Origin of the sequence: Arthrobacter sp. APC 3897 (genome assembly GCF_030407495.1) — a bacterium.
Taxonomy (GTDB): Bacteria; Actinomycetota; Actinomycetes; order Actinomycetales; family Micrococcaceae; genus Arthrobacter_B.
The window spans coordinates 70,717-92,756 of the sequence record NZ_JASDDG010000014.1 but is presented as its reverse complement, the minus strand read 5'-3'; the positions used below and the strand labels follow the sequence as shown (position 1 = coordinate 92,756).

Annotated in this window: 22 protein-coding genes, 7 tRNA genes, 1 pseudogene and 1 riboswitch; of the genes and pseudogenes, 17 read left to right on the top strand and 13 right to left on the bottom strand. The window is 64.0% G+C overall.

The genetic code is table 11. The annotated features are described in order from the left end of the window. From QMA10_RS08820 to QMA10_RS08795, 6 genes are all read right to left on the bottom strand, one after another. Positions 1-73, bottom strand: a tRNA-Gly gene (locus tag QMA10_RS08820). 25 nt (positions 74-98) lie between these two features. After that, a tRNA-Val gene (locus QMA10_RS08815) sits at positions 99-170 on the bottom strand. Between the two features lie 44 nt (positions 171-214). Beyond that, positions 215-288, bottom strand: a tRNA-Gly gene (locus tag QMA10_RS08810). Between the two features lie 36 nt (positions 289-324). Further along, a tRNA-Val gene (locus QMA10_RS08805) sits at positions 325-396 on the bottom strand. A gap of 24 nt (positions 397-420) precedes the next feature. Next, positions 421-494: transfer RNA gene (locus QMA10_RS08800), tRNA-Cys, on the bottom strand. Between the two features lie 61 nt (positions 495-555). Then, a tRNA-Gly gene (locus QMA10_RS08795) sits at positions 556-629 on the bottom strand. A gap of 447 nt (positions 630-1,076) precedes the next feature. Between QMA10_RS08795 and QMA10_RS08790 the strand changes: the two genes are divergently transcribed. The 12 genes from QMA10_RS08790 to ribH all read left to right on the top strand — a co-directional run bounded on the left by QMA10_RS08790 (position 1,077) and on the right by ribH (position 10,878). Then, positions 1,077-1,148: transfer RNA gene (locus QMA10_RS08790), tRNA-Val, on the top strand. A gap of 208 nt (positions 1,149-1,356) precedes the next feature. After that, complete coding sequence (locus tag QMA10_RS08785) at positions 1,357-2,238, top strand: cytochrome (protein ID WP_290167587.1); 882 nt, start codon at positions 1,357-1,359, stop codon at positions 2,236-2,238. A gap of 192 nt (positions 2,239-2,430) precedes the next feature. After that, positions 2,431-3,012, top strand: a complete 582-nt coding sequence (def, locus tag QMA10_RS08780; RefSeq protein WP_290167586.1) for a peptide deformylase — start codon at positions 2,431-2,433, stop codon at positions 3,010-3,012. Positions 3,013-3,024: 12 nt separating this feature from the next. Further along, on the top strand, positions 3,025-3,954 hold the full coding sequence (fmt, locus tag QMA10_RS08775; protein ID WP_290167592.1) for a methionyl-tRNA formyltransferase: 930 nt from the start codon (positions 3,025-3,027) through the stop codon (positions 3,952-3,954). After that, positions 3,951-5,492 carry a transcription antitermination factor NusB gene (locus QMA10_RS08770; protein ID WP_290167584.1) on the top strand — a complete coding sequence of 514 codons (1,542 nt, stop codon included), beginning with the start codon at positions 3,951-3,953 and terminating at the stop codon, positions 5,490-5,492. The genes fmt and QMA10_RS08770 overlap by 4 nt, the downstream gene beginning before the upstream one ends. 20 nt (positions 5,493-5,512) lie before the next feature. Continuing rightward, entirely contained in the window at positions 5,513-6,178 is a 666-nt protein-coding gene (gene rpe, locus QMA10_RS08765; protein WP_290167582.1) for a ribulose-phosphate 3-epimerase, read from the top strand. Positions 6,179-6,287: 109 nt separating this feature from the next. Beyond that, positions 6,288-6,433, top strand: a riboswitch (FMN riboswitch). Between the two features lie 103 nt (positions 6,434-6,536). Continuing rightward, a complete protein-coding gene (gene pnuC, locus QMA10_RS08760; RefSeq protein ID WP_290167581.1) occupies positions 6,537-7,223 on the top strand; it encodes a nicotinamide riboside transporter PnuC in 687 nt (228 codons plus the stop codon). Next, positions 7,220-8,320 (top strand): bifunctional diaminohydroxyphosphoribosylaminopyrimidine deaminase/5-amino-6-(5-phosphoribosylamino)uracil reductase RibD, encoded by a 1,101-nt coding sequence (gene ribD, locus QMA10_RS08755; protein WP_290167579.1) that lies wholly within the window; start codon positions 7,220-7,222, stop codon positions 8,318-8,320. Before pnuC ends, ribD begins: the two co-directional genes overlap by 4 nt. Positions 8,321-8,329: 9 nt before the next feature. After that, positions 8,330-8,983, top strand: coding sequence for a riboflavin synthase (locus tag QMA10_RS08750; protein ID WP_290167578.1), 654 nt, complete (start codon positions 8,330-8,332; stop codon positions 8,981-8,983). Continuing rightward, the gene (gene ribB / locus QMA10_RS08745) at positions 8,980-9,657 is read left to right on the top strand and encodes a 3,4-dihydroxy-2-butanone-4-phosphate synthase (protein ID WP_290167576.1); all 678 of its coding nucleotides are present in this window, start codon (positions 8,980-8,982) and stop codon (positions 9,655-9,657) included. The genes QMA10_RS08750 and ribB overlap by 4 nt, the downstream gene beginning before the upstream one ends. Continuing rightward, positions 9,657-10,325: a GTP cyclohydrolase II gene (ribA, locus tag QMA10_RS08740; RefSeq protein WP_290167574.1), complete on the top strand. Its 669-nt coding sequence runs from the start codon at positions 9,657-9,659 to the stop codon at positions 10,323-10,325. The genes ribB and ribA overlap by 1 nt, the downstream gene beginning before the upstream one ends. A 70-nt stretch (positions 10,326-10,395) precedes the next feature. After that, positions 10,396-10,878: a 6,7-dimethyl-8-ribityllumazine synthase gene (ribH, locus tag QMA10_RS08735; protein WP_290167573.1), complete on the top strand. Its 483-nt coding sequence runs from the start codon at positions 10,396-10,398 to the stop codon at positions 10,876-10,878. A 34-nt stretch (positions 10,879-10,912) separates the two neighbouring features. Here ribH and QMA10_RS08730 read toward each other — a convergent pair whose 3' ends face one another. Both QMA10_RS08730 and QMA10_RS08725 read right to left on the bottom strand, forming a co-directional pair. Further along, positions 10,913-11,392, bottom strand: coding sequence for a universal stress protein (locus tag QMA10_RS08730; protein ID WP_290167572.1), 480 nt, complete (start codon positions 11,390-11,392; stop codon positions 10,913-10,915). 143 nt (positions 11,393-11,535) lie between these two features. After that, the gene (locus QMA10_RS08725) at positions 11,536-12,048 is read right to left on the bottom strand and encodes a GNAT family N-acetyltransferase (protein ID WP_290167570.1); all 513 of its coding nucleotides are present in this window, start codon (positions 12,046-12,048) and stop codon (positions 11,536-11,538) included. Between the two features lie 65 nt (positions 12,049-12,113). Between QMA10_RS08725 and QMA10_RS08720 the strand changes: the two are divergent. Both QMA10_RS08720 and QMA10_RS08715 read left to right on the top strand, forming a co-directional pair. Next, positions 12,114-12,335, top strand: a pseudogene (locus QMA10_RS08720) (IS3 family transposase); the annotation flags it as partial. Between the two features lie 333 nt (positions 12,336-12,668). Then, positions 12,669-13,085 (top strand): ACT domain-containing protein, encoded by a 417-nt coding sequence (locus QMA10_RS08715; protein ID WP_290167569.1) that lies wholly within the window; start codon positions 12,669-12,671, stop codon positions 13,083-13,085. A 123-nt stretch (positions 13,086-13,208) separates the two neighbouring features. Here QMA10_RS08715 and QMA10_RS08710 read toward each other — a convergent pair whose 3' ends face one another. The 4 genes from QMA10_RS08710 to QMA10_RS08695 are packed head-to-tail and all read right to left on the bottom strand — an operon-like array spanning position 13,209 to position 18,674. Further along, positions 13,209-14,108, bottom strand: a complete 900-nt coding sequence (locus QMA10_RS08710) for a carbohydrate ABC transporter permease (RefSeq protein WP_290167567.1) — start codon at positions 14,106-14,108, stop codon at positions 13,209-13,211. Then, a complete protein-coding gene (locus tag QMA10_RS08705; RefSeq protein WP_290167565.1) occupies positions 14,108-15,055 on the bottom strand; it encodes a sugar ABC transporter permease in 948 nt (315 codons plus the stop codon). Before QMA10_RS08705 ends, QMA10_RS08710 begins: the two co-directional genes overlap by 1 nt. Continuing rightward, positions 15,055-16,410, bottom strand: a complete 1,356-nt coding sequence (locus tag QMA10_RS08700) for an extracellular solute-binding protein (protein WP_290167563.1) — start codon at positions 16,408-16,410, stop codon at positions 15,055-15,057. The genes QMA10_RS08705 and QMA10_RS08700 overlap by 1 nt, the downstream gene beginning before the upstream one ends. Positions 16,411-16,457: 47 nt before the next feature. Continuing rightward, positions 16,458-18,674: an alpha-galactosidase gene (locus QMA10_RS08695; RefSeq protein ID WP_356834324.1), complete on the bottom strand. Its 2,217-nt coding sequence runs from the start codon at positions 18,672-18,674 to the stop codon at positions 16,458-16,460. Positions 18,675-18,809: 135 nt separating this feature from the next. Here QMA10_RS08695 and QMA10_RS08690 point away from each other — a divergent pair, with 135 nt between their 5' ends. The 3 genes from QMA10_RS08690 to mscL all read left to right on the top strand — a co-directional run bounded on the left by QMA10_RS08690 (position 18,810) and on the right by mscL (position 21,569). Then, a complete protein-coding gene (locus QMA10_RS08690; protein ID WP_290167561.1) occupies positions 18,810-20,009 on the top strand; it encodes an ROK family transcriptional regulator in 1,200 nt (399 codons plus the stop codon). Between the two features lie 235 nt (positions 20,010-20,244). Next, positions 20,245-21,018 carry a class I SAM-dependent methyltransferase gene (locus QMA10_RS08685; protein WP_290167559.1) on the top strand — a complete coding sequence of 258 codons (774 nt, stop codon included), beginning with the start codon at positions 20,245-20,247 and terminating at the stop codon, positions 21,016-21,018. Positions 21,019-21,140: 122 nt separating this feature from the next. Then, entirely contained in the window at positions 21,141-21,569 is a 429-nt protein-coding gene (gene mscL, locus QMA10_RS08680; protein WP_290167558.1) for a large conductance mechanosensitive channel protein MscL, read from the top strand. Here mscL and QMA10_RS08675 read toward each other — a convergent pair. Beyond that, positions 21,566-22,024 carry a hypothetical protein gene (locus tag QMA10_RS08675; protein WP_290167556.1) on the bottom strand — a complete coding sequence of 153 codons (459 nt, stop codon included), beginning with the start codon at positions 22,022-22,024 and terminating at the stop codon, positions 21,566-21,568. The genes mscL and QMA10_RS08675 overlap by 4 nt on opposite strands. Between the last annotated feature and the right edge of the window lie 16 nt (positions 22,025-22,040).

The following is a 22,040-nucleotide window of genomic DNA, read 5'->3' as shown; positions in this document are numbered from 1 at the left end:
GCGGACGACGGGATTCGAACCCGCGACATCCACCTTGGCAAGGTGGTGCTCTAGCCAGCTGAGCTACGTCCGCAAAACAAGACAACCAAAGTTGTCCGTGCGCGATACTGGGATCGAACCAGTGACCTCTTCCGTGTCAGGGAAGCGCGCTACCGCTGCGCCAATCGCGCCTGATGCATCGAATCTCCCAAAGGTGAACCGATGCAGTCAAGAGAGCGGACGACGGGATTCGAACCCGCGACATCCACCTTGGCAAGGTGGTGCTCTAGCCAGCTGAGCTACGTCCGCAAAAACACAGTTGTGCACCGAAGTGCCAAACTGTAGTGCGCGATACTGGGATCGAACCAGTGACCTCTTCCGTGTCAGGGAAGCGCGCTACCGCTGCGCCAATCGCGCCCAAAAGGGCTTGCAAGTCCTCTGTGGAGGTGGGGACGGGATTCGAACCCGCGTATACGGCTTTGCAGGCCGCTGCCTCGCCTCTCGGCCACCCCACCGTGACCGCTGCGTGAGCATAGGCCGACCGGTCAGAAACAACCGGTTTTCCAGGGACTTGCGAGCGGACGACGGGATTCGAACCCGCGACATCCACCTTGGCAAGGTGGTGCTCTAGCCAGCTGAGCTACGTCCGCATGCTGTAAAAGTGATGGGTTTTGACCTCGAATCGCTTTCGCTTTTCGCGGCGAACTCCCGCTTTCCAACGAAGAAAGACTCTACTGGAGATTTCTGGCTTCGTCCAATCGGGACGAATTTGCCCGTGCGGCAGCTTCCAAATCAGATCCCGGGCGTCGTCGCAGGTGGGGAGGTGAATGTGCGTCCTGCAGCTTCCCGGGCAGAGATGAACAGGTGGCAGGGAGAGGGGTGGTGTCTGTGCGTGCAGTGCGCAAATCGCTCCATCTCCCGGCGGACGGACGACGACGGCGGTGGACCCGGCTTTCTGCCTCACCGCCTGCGGGGGTTGGGCCGGCCGGGTGCAGGAGCGCGCCGGAACTCCGATGAAACATGCCGGTTTGGTGCCTGCCCCGATCTGGGCTAGCATCTTTAGACGTTGCGGTTGTGAAAACAACATGCAGCACAGGGGGCGATTGGCGCAGTGGTAGCGCGCTTCGTTCACACCGAAGAGGTCACTGGTTCGAACCCAGTATCGCCCACCGAATAACAATGGAGGTCCCAATGGGGCCTCCATTGCTGTATCCGGACACCGCTGTATCCGGACACCGTTGTATCCGGACTTTGTTGTACCCGGACGTTTGTGCCGGGCAGCGGGTCTGACGCCGCCCCGTGGTGTGCCGGGCCGCGGTTCCTGCCCCTGCGGAGGGTCCCGCAAACTCTGTCGGTGCGAGATGGCAAACTGAAGATATGACTGAACCAGCTCTGGCACATTCAACAGAATTCGGGCGGATGTACTCCCGGTCCCTCTCCGAACCGCCCACGGTACCGTCCATTACCACCGTGATTGCACAGGGTGCCACCTCGCTGGACGGCTGGCACAGCCACATGGCCGCTACTGCGGTAATCAAGGATCCCAAGCTGCCGGCCAGCCTGGGCAACCCCGGAGCGCTGCGGTCCCTCGCAAAGGAAGCTTCGCGCGCTTCGGAGCGATACCGGGACCAGGCAGCTGAACGCGGCACGCGGGTGCACTATTACTGCGAACAGGTCTCCCTGCGCGCCCTGGATCTTCCCCATGAGCTCGAATCGGCACGGACGGCGCTGCTGGAACACGGCGAGCTGCAGTTCGCGGATCGGTTCGATGAATGGTGGGACCTGTATCAGGTGGAGCCGCTGGCACCGGAAATCACCGTCTGGAATGACGAACTGGGCTACGCCGGAACCCTTGATCTGGTGGCGCGCATCAACGGCCGGCTCTGCCTCATCGACTACAAGACCAAGAACACCGACCGTGACGGGCAGGTCAAACCGCTGGATGACAAGGTTGTCATGCAGCTCGTGGCGGGCATGAAGGCAAAGGAATCCCTGGTGGACGCGGGCAAGGGCGTCTGGGAGCCGTGGGCCTACGGCGAGGATCCGCTGCTGCTCGGTGTCGCCGTCGGACAAACCGAAGTGCGGCCCATGCGTGCCAACCCCGCGGTCCTGCCGCAGCACTGGTTCAAGTTCTGCGCGCTGCGCCGGCTCTGGCAAACCTCGTACGACGTCGCGGGCGCCGGCCGCGCGCTCCTGCCCATTGCGCCGCCGCCGGTAGGGGCGCATGCAGTCCGGGCCCCGCAAGCGTCCGCCACCTAGGCGAGTGAAGGGCGGGTACGGCGAGCGAAGCGGGAGCGCAGCACCTCAGCAGACACACACCGGCACCTATTGTGCCTTCGCTCCCCGCGCCAAATGGTGCGGGGGGAGCCGCAATGCACCGGGCACAACTAGACTGGTTCCGGGCAACAACCAGTTAGCAGATGCGCAGTAACAGTAAGGAACGAAACCTAGATGGCAATCCTGAACATCCGGATTATCGGCGACCCCGTCCTGCGGACCCGTGCTGAGGAGGTCACCGACTTCGGACCGGAGCTGGCCAAGCTGGTCGCCGACATGGAAGAAACCATGGCCGATGTTGACGGCGCCGGCCTTGCCGCACCCCAGGTAGGTGTCAGCCTCCGGGTGTTCACCTACCGGATCGACGGCCAGTCCGGGCACGTTGTTAATCCCGTCCTGGAACTGAGCGAAGACCGCCAGGAAGACCAGATGGAGGGCTGCCTTTCCATCCCCGGACTGGGTTATCCGGTTTCGCGCAGCCGCTGGACCCGCGTCACCGGCGTGGACAAGGACGGCAACCCTGTGACGCTTGAGGGCGAGGGCATGCTGGCCCGGGCATTCCAGCATGAAACCGACCATTTGGACGGCGTGCTGTACATCGACCGGCTCGAAGGCGAAGACCGCAAAAAGGCACTTCGCGCCATTCGCCAGGCGGATTACGACGCCATTGCCGGACGCACGACGGCGGAACGCGCCCAGACCGTCGGCTCCGCCTTCGGTGCCGGAGCGTCCTTCGGCGCCGGCGGAAAGGCCTAGCGGCCCGTGACTCTGCGCGTACTTTTCGCCGGCACCCCGTCCGTCGCCGTCCCCTCGCTGGACGCACTGCTGGAAGCAGGCTTCGACGTCGTCGCCGTGCTCACCCGTCCCGACGCACCGCTGGGGCGCAAACGCACCCTCACGCCGTCGCCCGTTGCCGCCCGGGCCGAAGAGCTGGGCCTGCCGGTCATCCGTGCGGCAAAGATCGATGACGACGCGGTGGCCGCCATCCGTGCAGCCAACCCCGACGTTGCCGCGATCGTTGCCTACGGCGGACTCATTCCCGAGCGGGCACTGACCATCCCCGAACACGGCTGGATCAACCTGCACTTCTCCCTGCTTCCCGCTTGGCGTGGCGCGGCACCCGTCCAGCACGCCGTTATCAATGGTGATGACGTCACCGGAGCCTCAACCTTCCTGCTGGAAAAGGGCCTGGACACCGGACCTGTTTACGGTCAACTGACCGAGACGCTGAATCCCGAGGACACCAGTGGCGCGCTGCTGGAACGCCTTTCGCACAGCGGTGCCGTGCTGCTTGCACAGACGCTCAAGGCTGTCGAGGCCGGCGCAGCACACGCTGTGCCGCAGAGCGGAGACGTCACTCTGGCTCCCAAACTGACCATCGATGATGCCCGGGTTGACTGGCAGCAGCCGGCCCTGGCCATCCGGCGCCGGATCAACGGCGTCACGCCGGAACCGGGAGCGTGGACCACATGGGACGGAGCGCGATTCAAGATCGGCTCCGCCGTGCTGCGGCCTGACATCACCGATCTGGCCCCCGGCCGGGTCCGCTTCACCGGCGGTGCGCAGGCTGCGGCCGTCGTCGGCACCGGTTCATCCGGGCTGGAACTGGCGCAGGTGCAGCCCGCCGGCAAGAAAATGATGCCGGGGGCCGACTGGGCCCGCGGCCTGGCCAACCGTGAGGACGTGGTCTTCGAATGACCCCCCAAAACAGCACTCCGCAGAACAACACGCCCTCTGCCCGTTCAGCCCAGGGCAACAAGGCACGCAATGAAAAGGGACATGAACGCAGCCGTCCCGCCGTGCGCAGCTACACCAAGCAGGCGCCGGGCCAGCGCACCCGGGCCGCGGATCCGGCACGGCTGGTCGCGTTCGAGGTTCTCCGCGCCGTGTCCGAAGATGACGCCTACGCCAATCTGGTGCTGCCCAAGAGCATCCGCAAGCACCATCTGGACAAGCGTGACGCCGGCTTCGCCACCGAACTCGCCTACGGCGCCCTGCGCGGCCAGGGCACCTATGACGCGATCCTCGCCAAATGTGTGGACCGTCCCCTGGACCGCCTGGACCCGGCTGTCCTGGACGCCCTCCGGATCGGCGCACACCAGCTGCTGGCGATGCGCGTTCCCGCGCACGCAGCACTTGACCAGACGGTGGGCCTGGCCCGCGCTGTCATTGGTGCCGGGCCGTCAGCCCTCATCAACGCGGTGCTGCGCAAGGTCGCTGCCCGCGACCTGGACTCCTGGCTTGAGGAACTGACCCGCGGCGAAACGGACGCGACCAAACGGGCGGCCATTGAACACAGTCATCCGGAATGGATTGTCCGTGCCCTGCGCCAGTCGCTGGTGGCCCACGGCCGGGATGTGGAGGAAATCACCGACCTGCTGCAGGCGGACAATGACGCACCGGTGGTCAACCTGGTGGCTCTGCCCGGCCTGGGCACCCTGGATGAGGCGCGTGAAGCCGGAGCCGTGGACGGCGAGCTGGTTGCCGATTCGGCCCTGTATTCGGCCGGCGACGTTGGCCGCCTGGACTCCGTCCGCGCCGGTACCACCCGCGTCCAGGACGCCGGATCCCAGCTCGTGGCCCGCGCCCTGGCGGCCGTGGACATCGGAGACCGGACCGCCGACGGGAGCCGCGACGGCGAACAGTGGCTGGATCTCTGCGCAGGCCCCGGCGGCAAGGCAGCGTTGCTGGCCGCCCTGGCCAACGAAAAGGGTGCCGTCCTGCTGGCCAACGAGCCGGCGGCACACCGGGCCAAGCTGGTCCGCCAGGCACTGGAAGCCGTGCCCGGGGAGGTCTGGGACGTGCGCACCGGCGACGGCCGCAGCATTGCCGAGCAGTACCCGGACACCTTTGACCGCATCCTCGTGGACGCCCCGTGCACCGGGCTGGGTGCCCTGCGCCGCCGGCCGGAATCCCGGTGGCGCCGCAAGCCCACCGATGTGGGGGAGCTCGGAGCGCTGCAGCGTGAACTGCTCACCGCAGCGGTCGACGCCGTCAAGCCCGGCGGAGTGGTGGGCTACGTGACCTGCTCGCCGCACCCGGCCGAGACCACCGCCGTCGTCGCCGACGTGCTGCGGCTGCGCAATGACCTCGAACTGCTCGACGCCGGTGCGGCACTGGACAGCGCCAGCCTCACCGGAAACCTGGACGCCGGCCACGAGCTCACCGCGCAGCTGTGGCCGCACATCCACCAGACCGATGCGATGTTCCTGGCCCTGATCCGCCGCAAGGTCTAACCCGTTTTCTAAGGAGAAGCATGAGCAAGTGCTGCATCAACCCGAGCATTCTTTCGGCCGACTTCGTCAACCTGCAGGCCGAACTGGAGCGGATCAGCACCGCCGATGCCGTGCACGTGGACGTGATGGACAACCATTTTGTGCCGAACCTGACCATCGGCCTGCCGGTGGTGCAGCGCATCCAGGAAGTGAGTGCGCTGCCGCTTGATGCGCACCTGATGATTTCCGACGCCGACCGCTGGGCTCCGCTGTACGCGGAGCTGGGACTGGCATCGGTGACGTTCCATGTGGAAGCTTCCGCTGCGCCGATCAAGCTGGCGCGGGATCTTCGTGACCGCGGCGCCAAGGCAGGCATGGCGCTGCGGCCGGCTACCCCGGTGGAGCCGTACCTGGACATGCTCTCAGAGCTGGATATGCTGCTGATCATGACCGTGGAGCCGGGCTTCGGCGGGCAAAAGTTCCTGGACGTTACGCTGCCCAAGATCCGCCGTGCTGCGGAGGCTGTCCGCGGGTCCAACCTGCCGGTGGCCATCCAGGTGGACGGCGGCATCTCCGCTGACACCATCGAGCGCGCTGCCGAAGCGGGCGCGAACGTGTTTGTGGCCGGCTCAGCGGTTTACGGCGCCGGAGATCCCAATGACGCCATCAGCAAGCTGCGCGCCGCTGCGGAAGCTGCCACACGCTAAGCGGCCCGCCCGCCGTCGAGGACGCTTTGACCGATGTGACGAATATTACTTGAAGCTTCATTCAAAAGAGACGCGTTGTCCCTTCGAATGTGTAAGAATGTGTTTAACAATCGTGCTCCGGGGTCGGTGTAATTCCGAACCGGCGGTTATAGTCCGCGACCCGCACTGCAGCTCCCCAATCCGGGGAAAAGCGGTGCGGTTGAACTGGTGAAATTCCAGTACCGACAGTTAAAGTCTGGATGGGAGAAGCACGTGCAGTTTGTTGAACCGACGGTAAACGTCTCCGCAAGCGGGGACCCCTCCGTCGATGCATCGTACTGTCGTACCCCCGGAGCCGCCGCTCACGGATAGGAACGACATGGATTTTTTGCGGTGGCTCTTTGACGCTCAGGTACCGGTGGGAGCTTCATCCCTGCTGGTCCGCGAGGTCGTAGGCAACATTTTCGGGCTCCTCAGCGCCCTCGGCGGCATGCGCCGCAAAGTCTGGGCCTGGCCGGTTGGTATCATCGGCAACGCTCTTCTGCTCACCGTCTTCCTGGGATCGCTCTTCGGCGACGCAGACTCCGCCACACTGCTGGGTCAGGCCGGACGCCAGATCATGTTCATCGCCGTCTCCGTCTACGGCTGGCGCCGCTGGCAGCAGAGCCGGAACGGCGGCGGCAGTGCCGTCACGCCGCAATGGGCCTCGGGCCGGGAACGCCTGGGCCTGGTGGCAGCCATGCTGATCGGAACAGTTGCCCTGACCCCGGTCTTCGCCCGGCTCGGCTCCTACGAGCCGGTGTGGGCCGATGCCTGGACCTTTGTCGGCTCCCTTCTCGCAACCTACGGCATGGCCAAGGGCTGGGTGGAGTTCTGGCTGATCTGGGTGGCCGTGGACATTGTGGGTGTGCCGCTGCTGTTCAGTGCCGGGTACTACGCCACGGCGTTCATGTACGTCTTCTACGGCGTCTTCACGCTGATTGGGTTCTTCGTCTGGATGAAGGCCAAAAAGGATGAGAAACCCGAAGTTGAGACGGTGATGCCGGATCCCCGGGTTGCCCGGTGACCGGGCGCCCCGCTGACGGATCCGCCGTCGAACGCAGTGCCATGGCGCTGGCGTTGAAGCTGGCCAGTCAAGGCGTCCGCGGCGCGAACCCCCTGGTGGGCGCAGTAATACTCGACTCCGCGGGGGAAGTGCTGAGCAGCGGCTTCCACCGCGGCGCGGGAACCGCCCATGCCGAAGCCGATGCCCTGGCCAACGCCGCCGCAACCGGCGCAGACGTCACCGGAGCAACCATGGTGGTGACGCTTGAGCCGTGCAACCACACCGGACGGACCGGGCCCTGTTCACAGGCCATCATTGATGCCGGCATCTCGCGGGTCATTTACGCCGCTGCTGATTCAACTGCACATGCGGCCGGAGGTGCCGCAGCACTGGAGGCAGCCGGAATCACGGTCGGCGGGGGCCTCATGGCAGCCGAAGCAACCGACCTCAACCACCGTTGGATCCGTGCCGCGCAGGAACAGCGGCCTTTCGTGACGGTTAAAACCGCGCAAAGCCTCGACGGCCGGACCGCCGCCGAAGACGGTACCAGCCAGTGGATCACCTCAGCCGAAGCCCGCACCGACGGGCATGCAATCCGCTCCCGGGCGGATGCCGTCGTCGTCGGCACCGGCACCGTGCTGACGGACAATCCGCGGCTGACTGCCCGGAATGCGGCCGGCAGGGATGCTGACAGGCAACCGCTGCGGGTAGCTGCAGGCCGCCGGCCGGTGCCCGCCGATGCAGCCATCCGTGGCACCGACGGGCGTTTCCTGCAGCTTCCGCTCCACGACCCCGCCGAAATCTGCCGTGAACTATACGTTCGCGGGGTGCGCCACGTCATGATCGAAGGCGGCGCCACAGTGGCCGGTGCCTTTCTGAGCGCCGGTCTCGCGGATGAACTGGTTGCCTACGTTGCGCCGGTCCTGCTCGGGGCCGGAACCCCGGCGTTCGCCAATCTTGGTGTGCGCACCCTCGCCGATGCTTCCCGCTGGCGCTGGGATGAAACCAACGGCGGTGCCGCCCTGCCGGTGGGCGCTGACCTGCGGCTGCGGCTTGAGCCAGTGCCGGACGACGCCCAACATGCCCTTGACGTACCCAACAGCACCCTAAAACCCTAAGGACGACTCGTGTTTACCGGAATTGTGGCTGAACAGGGCAGCGTTGTATCCCTGACCCCGAACCCCGAGGATGACTCGGCTGTACTTGTCATCAGTGCCCCCGCCACCGGCGCCGGCCTGGAGCTGGGCGGCTCCATCGCCGTGAACGGTGTTTGCCTCACGGCCACGGCCCTGGACGGAGACCGGATATCCCTGGACGTCATGGGCGAAACCCTGGACCGGACCACCACGGGCAAGCTTCGGTCCGGAAGCAGTGTCAACCTGGAACGCTGCGTGCCGGCCGGCGGACGGCTGGACGGCCATGTGGTGCAGGGCCATGTGGACGGCGTCGGTGAACTGCTTGAGCGGGAGAGCCTCGGCAGCTGGGACCGGCTGCGTTTTGGCGTGCCGGTGCCCCTGGCAAGGTACATCGCCGAGAAGGGATCCATCGCCGTCGACGGTGTTTCACTCACGGTCACCGCCGTCAGCGGCACCGAAGAGCCGCAGCAGTGGTTCGAGGTTGGGCTGATTCCCACCACACTCGACGCCACCGGCCTGGGCGCGCTCGAACGCGGTTCGGCGGTGAACCTGGAGGTTGATGTGCTGGCCAAGTATGCAGAGCGGCTGCTTGCCTTCGCCAACCCCGGGAAGCCCGCCGATGCGGCCGAAGGAGAGGGACTATGAGCCTCCGAACCAGCAGTGCAAATGCTGATGTTCCCTCCGGGATGATCCTGCTGGACAGCATTGACGCAGCGGTGGAGGCCATCGCCCTGGGGCGTCCCGTCGTCGTCGTGGACGATGAGGACCGCGAAAATGAGGGCGACATTATCTTTGCCGCCGAGCACGCCACGCCGGAGCTCATGGGCTGGACGGTCCGCTACACCTCCGGCGTGATTTGTGTGCCGCTGCCCGGATCCTACGCGGACCGGCTGAACCTGCCGCCCATGACCGCCGTCAACGAGGACGCCAAGGGCACCGCCTACACCGTGTCCTGCGACGCCGCTGTTGGCGTGAGCACCGGTATCAGCGCTGCGGACCGGGCCACAACGTCCCGGGTCCTGGCCAATCCGGACGCGTCTGCCGCTGACCTGCACCGTCCCGGACACGTTTTCCCGCTTCGGGCGCACGACGACGGCGTCCGCGGGCGCCGCGGACACACCGAGGCAGCTGTGGAGCTGGCACGGCTGGCCAACTGCACACCCGTGGGGGTGATTGCCGAACTCGTCCACGATGAGGGATCCATGATGCGGTTGCCTGCACTGCGCGCGTTTGCCGACACGCACGATCTGCCGCTGATTTCCATCGACGATTTGGTGGCGTATCTGGAGCGTGCCGACTCCAAAACGGAGGGAAAGTGATGGGCGGACCTGTTGCCGGCGTCGTTCCCGGTCCCGAAGTTCAGCTGCCGACCCCGTATGGCGATTTCATTGCCCGGGCCTGGACCGATCAGCGCAGCGGGGCGGAGCATATGACCGTCTCCGCGCCCGGAGCCGGCATCCAGCAGGACACCGCAGGAGCCGGTTCCGACGGCGGCCCGGCGGCCCCGCTGGTCCGGCTGCACTCGGAGTGCCTCACCGGAGACGTTTTTGGCTCCTACCGCTGTGACTGCGGAGAGCAGCTGGAGCAGGCCCTGGAATTGATCAATCTGCATGGGGGCACCGTGATCTACCTGCGCGGCCACGAGGGGCGGGGGATAGGCCTGGCCAACAAGCTGCGGGCCTATGCCCTGCAGGAAGGCGGCGCTGACACGGTGGACGCCAACGAGCAGCTGGGACTTCCAGTGGACGCGCGCGACTATGAGTCGGCCGCGGATATCCTGCACTCGCTGGGACTGAACCGGATCCGGCTGCTGAGCAACAATCCGGCCAAACGCGACAGGCTGCAGCAGTACGGCATCACGGTCACCGCCATGGTGCCTTCGGAAGTGCCGGTCCGGGCCGAAAATGAGCGCTATCTGCAGACCAAGCGGGACCGGATGGACCACCGGCTGACGCTGCTGCGCACCCAGCCGGTCCATCAGGGTTGACTGCACCGGACCAAGGCAAGACCTGCACCTTCAGCATTCACCACAACATTCCACGACCAGGAGAGAAACGATGAGCGGACACGGCGCACCGGACAATGACGTCAGCAGCATCAAGGCGAAGGGTTTGGATATCCGGGTGGCCATCGTGGCCGCCAGCTGGCACACCGAGATTATGGACGGCCTGATTAACGGCGCCCTGCGTGCCGTGGAGGATGCGGGTCTGCTGCCAAAGCTGATTCGGGTGCCGGGAAGTTTTGAACTGCCCGTTGCAGCGGCCCGGCTGGCACCGCACTTTGACGCTGTGGTGGCCCTCGGCGTCGTCATCCGCGGCGGAACACCGCACTTCGATTACGTCTGCTCCGCGGCTACAACAGGCCTGACCGACGTCAGTATCCGCACCGGAACGCCAATCGGATTCGGCGTGCTGACCTGCGATACGGAACAGCAGGGCCTGGACCGGGCCGGTCTGCCCGGCTCCTCCGAAGACAAGGGTTACGAGGCAGTGGCTGCCGCGGTCAACACCGTGGCAGCCCTGCGAGGCGCCGGGGTCTAAGGATCTGGGGGTCCGGGCACAGCGCGCAGGGGGCCTACCCGTTGTGCCTGGAATCTTTAGCGGATTTTGGACGGAAGATCAGCACGGGGCATCGCGCATGATTGACGACCTGATGTGAGACCGCGCCGAGATGCAGGCCTTCGAATCCTCCGTAGCCGCGTGCTCCAACGACAATCAGATCGGCTTCCTTGGCGGCGTCGACGATTGCCGCGGCAGGTGAATGATTGTGGACAACCTGACCCGTGGCGGCCGCACCATTGTCGGCCGCGAATTTCAGCGCCTCCGCATTCAGTTTGCCGGCGTCTTCCTTGGGGGCAGGTGCAACGGCCAGTCCACCCACCGCTGTCTCCAAGACTTCCGGATACCATTCGAGCGGCGGTTTGTTCCAGGCTGTGACCAGACGGAGTTGGCCGTTGCGCAGGCGGGCCTCATCCGCAGCCCAGTGCAGGGCAAGTTTTGAGTCTGGAGAGCCGTCAACGCCAACAACAATCGTGTACGGGCTGCTATCGGTCATTTATTCCACACCTTTCATCGGCCTTCACTGAGCATCGTAGACCGGTGTCTGTGCGGTGGTCAGAGTTCACCGGGCTTAGGCGGTTGCGGGACCCGATAATCGAGTGTTCCTTAGTCGCGCGCCGCACCCGTTCGGACGCAGCCTCAACCCACCTTGTACTTGAACCCGCGGTGCGATCCAACAAATCCCAGGCGTTCATAGAATCTGTGCGCATCGGTCCGTGCCTCATCAGAGGTGAGCTGTATGAGGTCAGCTCCGACCATGGCTGCTGCCGGCCCGGTAACCCAGCGCATCATCGCGGTTCCCACCCCTAGTGATCGGCTGTCACTCCGCACTCGAACTGCCTCCACAAGAAGCCGTGTTGCACCGCGTCTCGCCATGCCGGGAATGCGGGTCAGCTGCATGGTGGCCAGGACGCGGCCACCATCGTCCACGACAACGATGATTTCGTTGGATGGATCTTCGAGGACCGCCGCCAGCGCAGAACGGTAGGCGGGGGTATCGGCAACAATTGCCTGGTCGCCTCTGCCAGCGCTAATTGGATCATCCGCGAGTAAAAGCATGAGTGGTTGGAGGTCATTTTCGGAAGCTCTGCGCAGGGCGAAATCCCGGCCCTCGGCATTCAGGACAACTGGCAGGTTCAAGGTGCTGATCACTCTCGTAGTGTGCCACCACAATTTCACCGCCTGGGGGACTGCCCCGGTTTGGTTGACTCCTTGACCTGGGTGCGCGTACGGACAAATCCGCGATGGAATCGTTCTTCTCGCTGCTGCAAAGGAACGTCTTGGATCGTCAGCGGCGGGCCACCCGGCAGGAACTCCGGCTGGCCATCACAACCTGGATCGAAAGGACTTACCACCGCCGGCGACGGCAAAGGCGGCTGGGAAAACCCACGCCCATCGAATACGAGACAATCAACCGAACCGCACTCCTGGCGGCCTAAGACCCCGAGTCAACAAAAGTCGGGGCAGTCCCAATCTCCAAAGCTGCCTTCTCGCCGTCTTGGTATTGCTGTTGCAGTCTCCGGAGCAGTCGCACTCATGTTTTGGGTGGTTGGTCTCCTCTCTCGATGACCCATCGGGTGCCGGCACGCGGCATGGAACCATCCGACTTGACAGTGGTGCCCTAGGGTCAGATTGCTTGCCGTGGCTGAGTACCCCTGGTAATAACTATGTGTCTGCAGAGTTGTGACGATTGTCGGAGTTCTGGCATATTGGCTTGGCGATTAGCGTGACGCCGTCGTGAGCGTCTTCCGCGACACCGAATCGGTGTAGACATGACTATGAATGCAATACCACCGGCAGTGAGTCTCACTCTTCTTCCGGACCATTTGAGTATTTACCGTTTTGATCCGGTTACTCCTTTGTCGGAAATCGGTCAACCATCTGGCGTTTGGTCGATTACGCGCACCCAAAGGGAACTTTCCGTTGTGGCGGAGGAAAATTCCTGTCTTGCCGCAGATGATGTGGATCCTGGATGGCGCTGCCTCTACGTTGACGGGCCGATTCCGTTCGACCTTGCCGGAGTTGTTGCCGGTCTCACAGCGGCAGTCGCCCAGCAGGGCTTGCCAGTCTTCGTTTTATCGACTTTTGACAGTGACCTTTTACTCCTGCGCGGTAAGTATTTGGATCAGTCTCTGCGAGCACTGAGGGACAAGGGATACCTGATCAGCGGAGCAGCCCCGCTGCTATAGATATGAGGGCGCGCGGCTGAGCACCTTCCTGGGCCAACCCGCCACTCGGATGTCCGCCAGCATCGTGCTCGTTCTGCAGGCTTAGGGTTCCGGCCGTTCCAATGCCGGGCGGCGGGGAACTTCTTACTTGGTTGACCCCCGCATAACTCCGCTGACAACCCACTTCTGGGCAATGAGATATACGACCAGCAGCGGTGCGAGGGCCATCAGGTAGGACGCGAAGGCAACGGTGTAGTTGGTGTTGAACTGGCCCTGGAAGATGAACTGGGCCAGGGGCAGTGTTCGCGCCGAGGGGTCGGAAAGGATCACCAGGGGCAGGAGGAAGTCGTTCCACGCCCAGACGCAGGTGAGGATGCCAACGGTGGCGTTCATGGGCGCGAGCAGCGGAAAGACGATTTTCCAGAAGACACCCCAGGTGCTTGCACCATCCATGCGGGCTGCTTCCTCGAGCTCGATGGGAATCGACTTGATGTAGGCGGTGAAGATGAAGATGTTGAACGACAGTCCGTACACCGTGTACAGCAGGACCAGCCCGACGGGGGTGTCGAGGCCCAGCAGCGCGGTTTCCTTTACGACCGGCAGCATGATGATGGGGAACGGGACAAAGATGGCGGCGAGGAAGTAAAAGTACAGTGCGCGGAAGAACTTCCTGTGCATGTTCCTGGCGATGGCGTAGGCGACCAGCGAGTTGGTGAACAGGGTCAGGACGACGGCGCCAACGGTAATCAGTGCCGTGTTCAGGAGAGCCCGCGGGAAGTTGGTCAGCTGGTAAGCATCGGCGAAGTTCTGCCATCGGATCTCGGCCGGGAGTTCGAAACCGGTGCCGCCGAGCTGATCCGGTCCCTTCAGCGCGGTCACGATTGTGAAGTAGAGGGGCAGCAGCACGGTCAGGGAGCACACCGCAATGAGGGCGGTGAGCCACCAGTTGGTGCCTCCGTTGCCGCCGTCGAGACGGCGGCGGCGTTTAGGCTCGGGAGCGGCGGTGGTTTGGAGGGCTTCGGCGCCCTGGAGGGTGGAGCTCATCAGAAGGAAGCCTCTCTTCGCTGAAGGAACCGCAATTGGATGAACGACACGACGATGATCACGGCGAGGTACATGACTGCGTTGGCCATCTGGTAGCCGTACTCGCCGCCCTGGAATCCGCCGCGGAAGATCACCAGCGCGATGGATTCCGTGGAGGTGCCGGGACCGCCGGCCGTCAGCGCGACGATCTGGTCAAAGACCTGCAGAAACGACTTGAAGGACAGCACCATGTTGATCGTGAAATAGGCGCCGATCAGCGGGAAGGTGATGGACCGGAACTGCCGCCACGACGAGGCACCGTCGATCCCGGCGGCTTCGTACAGCTCGCCGGGAATGGTCTGAAGTCCTGCGAGATAGAGGATGACGTTGAAAGCGCATGCCTGCCAGACCGTCGTGATGACGATGCCGACCCAGGCCCACTGCGGATCGGCGAGGATGTTCGCGCCGTCAAAGCCGACGGCCTGCAGGATTGCAGGGAAGGAGTTCGCAAACAGGTAGTTGAAGACGTAGCCGATGATGAGGATTGCCAGGACGTAAGGAATGAAGAAGATCCCGCGGAAGGCTGTGCGGAACTTGATACGCGCGTTGAGCCCGAGGGCGATGGCCAGGGAAATCACGTTGACGGCAATCGTGGACACGACCGCAAACCCGAACGTGAACAGATAAGAGGCAATCACCCGGTCGTCGCGGAACAGGTTGAAGTAGTTCGAGAGTCCAACGAAATTCCACGTGCCGTAGCCGGCGTAGTTGGTGAGGCTGAAGAACATGCCCGTGATGACGGGTATCGTATGTAGGCCAAAGAAGATGACGACGGCGGGGACGACCATCCAGTAGAAGGCCCCGGGGGTCCGGCCTTCTTTGTTTCGACGCGGCGACGGCGCTGCTGCCGCGGAGCCGCGGGTTCGGGTCTTGGTTGCAGGGGCCGGCGGGGGTGCGGTGGCAGTCATCACTTACCTTCTCTCTGGGTGGCGGTGCGCGCCGCGACCTTGTCCCATTCGCCGTCAAGGTCCGCCAGGAAGGCCGGCACGTCCCCGGTCAGGACCAGGGTCTGCAGCATGTTCACGAGTGGAATCGATGCCGGGATCTGATGGTCGATGAAGCCGATAATGCTGCCTTGGCTGAAATAGGGCTCAAGGCCGGCGAGAGCAGGGTCCTGATTCGGTTCAGCATCGTTCAGGGGCGAAAAAGTGCTCTGTGACACCGAGTAGGCCTGGACCACGTCGGGAGACATCAGATAGTCGATGAAGCGCCTGGCCTCGTCCGGATGCTCCGTGGTGCGGCCCATGGAAATGCCGACATCGACGCCGGAGACGACGAGGCGCGCACCGGCGTCGTCGGTCACCGGGTAGGGGAAAGTACCGATCGCCGCATCGGGGTTCGTAGCCCGGACGGCGGGAATCGCGTACGAGCCCTGCAGATACATGGCCGATTCACCGTTGGCGAAAGCCGCGTTGCCGGCGTTGTAGTCGCGGCTCGCAAAGTCATCCTGGCAGTAGGAGTAGAGCTGAACCTGCTTCTCCATGGCGTTGCGGAAGTCCTTGGTGAAGGACACTGTATTTCCGTCGATATCCGAGCCCTGCTCTCTCAAGTCGCTGAAAAACCCGTCCGGCATCAGCGTGCCGCCCAGGTTCACGAATGCAGGTCCGGCGGTCCAGGCGTCCTTCATGGTGCAGTAGAAGGGGGTGACCCCGTTCGAGGTGAAAGTCTCGGCGGCGGTGATGAGCTCATCCCAGGTGGCAGGTACTCCGACGCCGTTGGCGGCGAAGATTTCGGGGTTGTAAATGATGCCTGAGGCGTTGCTGGCGAACGGCAAGGCGTTGATTTCGCCGTCACCGTCCTGTTCACAGGTGCCCAGCGCCTGGACGATGTCCTGGACCGCGGGATTGACGGTCCCCGCAGCGGGTTCGTCAGAGAGGTCGGCGAAGACACAGGCCCGGGCGAGCTCGCCGAAGTTTCCGCTGGCATTCAGAGTCAGGACATCGGGAACCTTGTCTTTGACCAACAGCGTCCGGATCGCCGTGTCAGGATCGGGTACCGCGTTCTGGATGACCCTGATATCCGGGTTTTCGGCTTCGAAGTCTTCGATGATCCCGGCAAAGTCAGCCACAGCTTCGGGTTTGAACTGAAAGAAGTCGAGGGTGACAACGCCGTCCGAGCTGCTGGTGCCGCATCCTGTCAACGCCGCCCCTGCGAGGACAAGGCCGGCCGATCCGGCGGCAAACCGGGACGCCGCCCGGTGAACGGGCCGCAGCCGCCGTGCTGCACCCGTGCGACGGGTGAGGGATTTGGGGAGGGGAATCATGAAGGGCGCCTCCTTGCGCTGGTGCAGTGGACGGTTCATTCGAAGTGTTAGTCGACGGCGGTGAACTCGATGAGCAGCAGCTGCTCGGGAAACAGGACGGGTGACTGCAGGCCTTGAGAGCGGAGCATGCGGCCGGTCAGGATGATGGGCTGGAGGGTCCAGGCCAACGGTGACTGTCCGGGGCCGGCCAGCTCAGCGGTGGGTGCGGTGAGCCGGACTCGGTAGCGCCGGTTCTCATCCAGCCCGGGGAAGGTCACGGGAGCGGCCGGGTAACTGGCGCTTGCGGCCACCTGCGTGTAGGTAAAAAGGGCTGAGGACCCGTCAGCGGCGATCACACCGCGGACGTCGGCGGTGTCATCAGCCAGATCGGCGAAGACCGCCCGGCCCGTGTGCAGAAGGTCCCGGTGATTCTTGTGCGTCTCTACCCACGCGGCTACTTCGTCGAGTTCCTCCGGGTTGAGTACGGTAAGGTCCCATTCGATACCGAAATGGCCGGGCAGGGCGACTCCTGCCCGCAGGGCGAGATCGTGCCGGCGACCGGTCGAGTGGGACTGGGGCCCGCTGATGTGTGCCCCCATCAGCTCGTACGGCACCAGAAGATTGGTGTATTTCTGGATTGTCAGGCGTTCAAGCGGGTCGATGCAGTCGCTTGTCCAAATCCGGTCGGTATGTTCCAGGATGCCCAAATCCACCCGGGCGCCGCCCGAAGCGCAGCTCTCGATCTCGACGCCTGGATGCCGGGCTTTGAGCTCATCCAGGAGGCGATAGAGCGCAGCGACGTTCTCGTGCACTGCCGGGCGTCCGGTGGCAGGGCTGAACGCTTCGAGCAGGTCCCGGTTGTGGTCCCACTTGAGGTAGGCGATGTCGTACTCGGTGAGTATCGCGTCGAGCTGCTCGAGGATGTGCTGCCAGGCAGAAGGGTTGGACAGGTCCAGCACCTGCTGTTGGCGCGCCGAGACAGGCAGGTGCGGTCCCGCCCCCAGTATCCAATCCGGGTGTTCCCGGGCAAGATCGCTGTCAGGGTTCACCATTTCGGGTTCGACCCAGAGGCCGAATTGCATGCCGAGGTCGGAGACATGATCGATCAGCGGGGACAGTCCGTGGGGCCACACGGTCTTATCGACCTGCCAGTCTCCCAATCCGGCTGTGTCGTCCCTGCGGCCGCGGAACCAGCCGTCGTCGAGCACGAACCGCTCGACGCCAACCCGGGCACCGGCGTCAGCCAGGGCGGACAGGCGGGTGAGGTCGTGGTCAAAATAGACGGCTTCCCAGGTATTCAACGTCACCGGACGGGGCGTCGACGGGTGGTGCGGGCGGGCCCGAAGCGCACCGTGGAAACGGCCGGAAAGCTCGGTTAGTCCGTCGCCCCAGCTGGCCACTGCAGGAGGCGTCGCGTAGCTCTCACCCGGAGCCAGGCGAACTTCACCGGGGGTCAGGAGCTCGGCGGCGCGCAGTTGGGTCAGGCCGGTAACGGTGCGTTCCACGCTCAATCGGTGGTTTCCGCTCCAGGCCAGGTGCACCGCATGTACCATTCCGCGTTCGAAACCGAAGCCCCGGGTGCCTGCCGCGAGAAGAAGTGTTGCGTCAGCACCCGGACGACCCCGGCGGCTTTCCCTGTCGTACCGGCCTGTTGTCAAAGCGTGCCGCTGGGGGGTCCTCTCGCGCAGGTGCCGTCCCGTCGTATCGAGGATCTCGGCGGCAGCCGCGGGTACAGGGAACACGGCGGCAAGTTCCACCAGATCAAAGACTGCGTCACTGGCATCGTCAGCCGCACCGGGATGGGTGTTGGTCAGGGTGAGTACCTGCTGGAGGAGTCCCTGCGAGTCGAGGGCCAGTTCGATGGTGAGCTCGAGATGAGCGTCAACATCAACAGCGGATACCACGACGGCGCTGTTGGCGCCGCTGTCAGTGCTTCCTGCGCTGATCGCTGTGGTGCTGAAAGCTGAGAACGCGCCCCGCCCGGACCGGCTGCCCAAGATGGCAGGGGTGCCCTGCCATCCGGTGGATTCCTGGGGGAGCAGCGTGAGGCGTGCCGGTTCGTCGATGCCGCCGGACACGCGCTGCGGGCGTGCCGAAGCGAGGAGTCCGTTCAGGACGTCATCCCCGACGTCGCCGAGGTCGGCACCCCACCACACGATCGTCGGCAGGCCGGAAGTTGTTGTATCCAGCACTACGCTCGTTCCGCCCGAGCGCAAGTGCAGGGCCGGTCCTGCGGACAACAGGGAGGGATTCATGGGGGCGCTGGTGTTCCTGCTTCTTTGCATTAGTAATTTCTACGGTGAAAATAATCACACGTCAAGCATTTTGGGGAAGCTAGGACAAAGTGAGAGGGGCTTGCCTCTCGCCGCAGGTTGTTCTTTCCTTTACAGAAATATTCACCGGTAGGGCATAATCGGGGTATGAGTGTGACCGGGTCGACGCTGGAGGAGCACTGGCCTGACCAACCCCGGGCGGCCGGCTCCGCGCCGGAACCGGAAGAATCCTCACCCAGGCATGAACTCGTGCGCGAGGTGCTCATTCACGGGCCTATCACCCGCGGCACCCTTGCCCGTAAGCTCGGCCTCTCGGCGGCAAGCCTCACACGCCTGAGCAAACCGCTGCTTGAAGATGGATTTCTCATCGAGACAGCTGAACCCGGCGCGGGTGGGGTTGGGCGCCCGGTCCGGCCCTTGGATGTCCAAGTGGACGCTCAATGGCACATTGGGGTGAAACTCACCGGCCGGCAAGCATTCGGTGTGGCAACAGATCTGCGCGCCTCGGTGCTCGCCGAGGACGTCATTGACCTCAAGAGCAGTTCACTTGAGCACGTCGTCGAGGCCGTCAGCGAGCTCATGACGCGCCTGGCCCTGAGCGTTGGCACCAAGGAACCCTCGGCTCTTGGCGTGTCCGTCGGCGGGCAGGTCCGTGGTTCCCGTTTAGTGGCCCGCGCGCCTTTTCTGGGCTGGCGGAACGTTGATCTTGGGGGAGCCCTCGAAAGGAAGCTCGGGCTTGCCGTGGTGGTCGCGAACGACGTCGTTGCGCTGACCGAAGCCGAGCACTGGTTCGGGCTCGGCCGGGGTCTGGACAACTTCGCCGTGATCACCACCGGCGCAGGTGTCGGTTACGGCCTGGTCATGCGGGGGCGCCAGATGGTAACCGGTGATACCGGGTTGGGTTTGGGCGGCCATTTCCCCCTCGACGCCAGCGGACCTGTCTGTCTGGAGGGGCATAAGGGCTGTTCGACTGCCATGCTCTCCATCCCGAGTATCTGCGGGATGGTCGCTGACGGCCTCGGCCGTGAGGTGTCCTACGACGATGTGATGGCACTGGCCGGGGCGGGCGATCCGGTAGCGCTTTCCGTCGTCCAAACCTCAGGTCAGGCTCTCGGCAGAATGATCGCTGCCGTCGCTAACCTCACCATGGTCGACACGGTCATCCTCGCCGGCGAAGGTATCGGTTTCGTCTCGCTCGCGGAGGCCTCCCTCGATGAAGCACTTCGGAGCGACCGCGACCCCGAAGCATCAGCCGTGAGAATCCTGGTTGGGGACCCGGATTTTGGGGTATGGGCCCGAGGGGCGGCTGCGGTGGCCATACAAACTCTTGTTGGACGCATCAAATAGGACGACGCTTGGCCGGGACTACCTGAAGGGTGGCCCACCGTGCCAACTTCAGGACAGCACTGTCCTCCGGCCGGGTTCCCGAAGGTGCCGGCGCAGGTTTTCAAAGTGACAGAGACACTGCGGCAGGAACAACCTATGGTGTGGATCGGGCCGCTCCTTGCCGGCTGCGCCGGACTGGGTACGCAGGACCTGATCGCCGCATTCCCTGATCATGATGCAGGGAGGACATCGCCGAATGGCCGACGACACTGCAGTTGAACTGCCGCCCCTCTATGAGTCCCTGACCTGGCTCACTCCGCTTTCTGAGGAGCGTGCGGCCCATCTTGTTGCGTTCTTGTCCGACCCGGCGCCGGCTCGGGTTCTGGACATGGGGTGCGGCTGGGGTGAACTGCTGCTTCGGGTCTTGATGTCAGCCCCGCAGGCACGGGGACGCGGAGTGGACAGTGCTTCCGCATCCATCGACCGGGCGGGGCAGCAGGCATCGGCTCGTGGACTGCTCAACAGGGTGACCTTTGACTTGATGCCGGGGGCAGAAGCGCAGTATCGCCCCGCCGACGCTCTCATCTGCATTGGCGCGAGTCAGATCTGGGGGCCGCCGGTAGAGGACGCCCAACCGCTTGACTACGCCGCAGCCCTGCGTTCCCTTCGGGCTCTGGTGCTCCCCGGGGGCCGGCTCGTCTACGGCGAAGCGGTCTGGTCAGCAGTACCCCATCCGGCTGCCACCGCTCCTCTGGCCGGACGTGATGACGAATATCTGACAGCAGATGCGCTGCACGAGCTGATCCGCGCCGCCGGTTTCGAGGTGGTGGACGAGGACCTTGCAGGCATTCAGGAGTGGGACGACTTCGAGTCCGGATATCGCGGCAGGTTTACCCGTTGGCTTGAAGCACATGATGCCCACCACCCCGCCGCAGGGCAGGTACGCAGGCAGTATGAGGAACAGCGCGCCGCATATGAAGAGGGCTACCGGGGCGTACTCGGGATGGCGTATTTCTGCCTGGCGGGGTAGGGAGCCGCAGCAACATCCTTATCCGTGTGCGCCGGCCTCTCGGACGAGCGAATTCTGGTGCGGAAGCCCTGATTCTTCGGGGAGGGCTGCGCTGCCGGACCCGGGGCGGTTAGTCTTGCGGGATGCTAAAGGGATTCAAAGACTTCATCATGAAGGGCAACGTCCTGGACCTGGCGGTTGCCGTCATCATCGGCGCAGCCTTTACGACCGTCGTGAATGCCCTGGTCAACTCGGTGCTTATGCCGTTCATCTCCGGGCTTGTCGGTTCGCCGAACTTCGACAGTTTCGCGGCTGTCGACTTCAATGGGAACCAGATTCAGTTCGGCGTCCTGCTGACCGCCGTCGTTAATTTCCTGCTTATCGCGGCTGCCGTGTACTTCGTGATTGTGCTGCCGATGAACAAGATGATCGAACGGCGCAACCGCAGGCTTGGGATCACCCCGGAGCAGAGTGCGGATCCGCAGGTGATGCTGCTGACTGAAATCCGGGATGCTCTGACGTCGCAGCCGCCGAACGGGACCTCACACTCCCCGGACGGGCCGAAACACTAACCGGGAGGCGCCCCTCTCTGCGGCCTGCTCTGCGTCCAGCGGAGCGCAGCGAAGAAGGATACAAGGAGCGGGAGCACCGGAAGAACAAACCCCTGAGACACGACCAGGAATCCGTACAGTATCCAGAGCAGGATGGCCGCGACCATCCATCCGGTCACTGTGCGATGAGTGACTTCAGGGACGCGCGGCACCAGGCCGCCTTCTTTGCGCTCCCGGGCCTCCCGCCGCGCCGCTAATCCAAAAGGCGTCAGGATCAGGAGGGATAAAACCAGCCCCAGAGTCGAGGACACCGGCTCGGACAGGCCGAGTGCACGCAGAAGGACACGAGCGAGCGGGTCCACCAGTATGAAGACCAGGACCAGCCACAGGTAAAACCTCCTCAACCGCAGAGGTAGCTCTGCCCAGGTCCGGTTTTCGTAGGCGAAACGTTTCTCGGCGTCATCCGCGGGTTCCAACGTCTTCCCTCCCCCG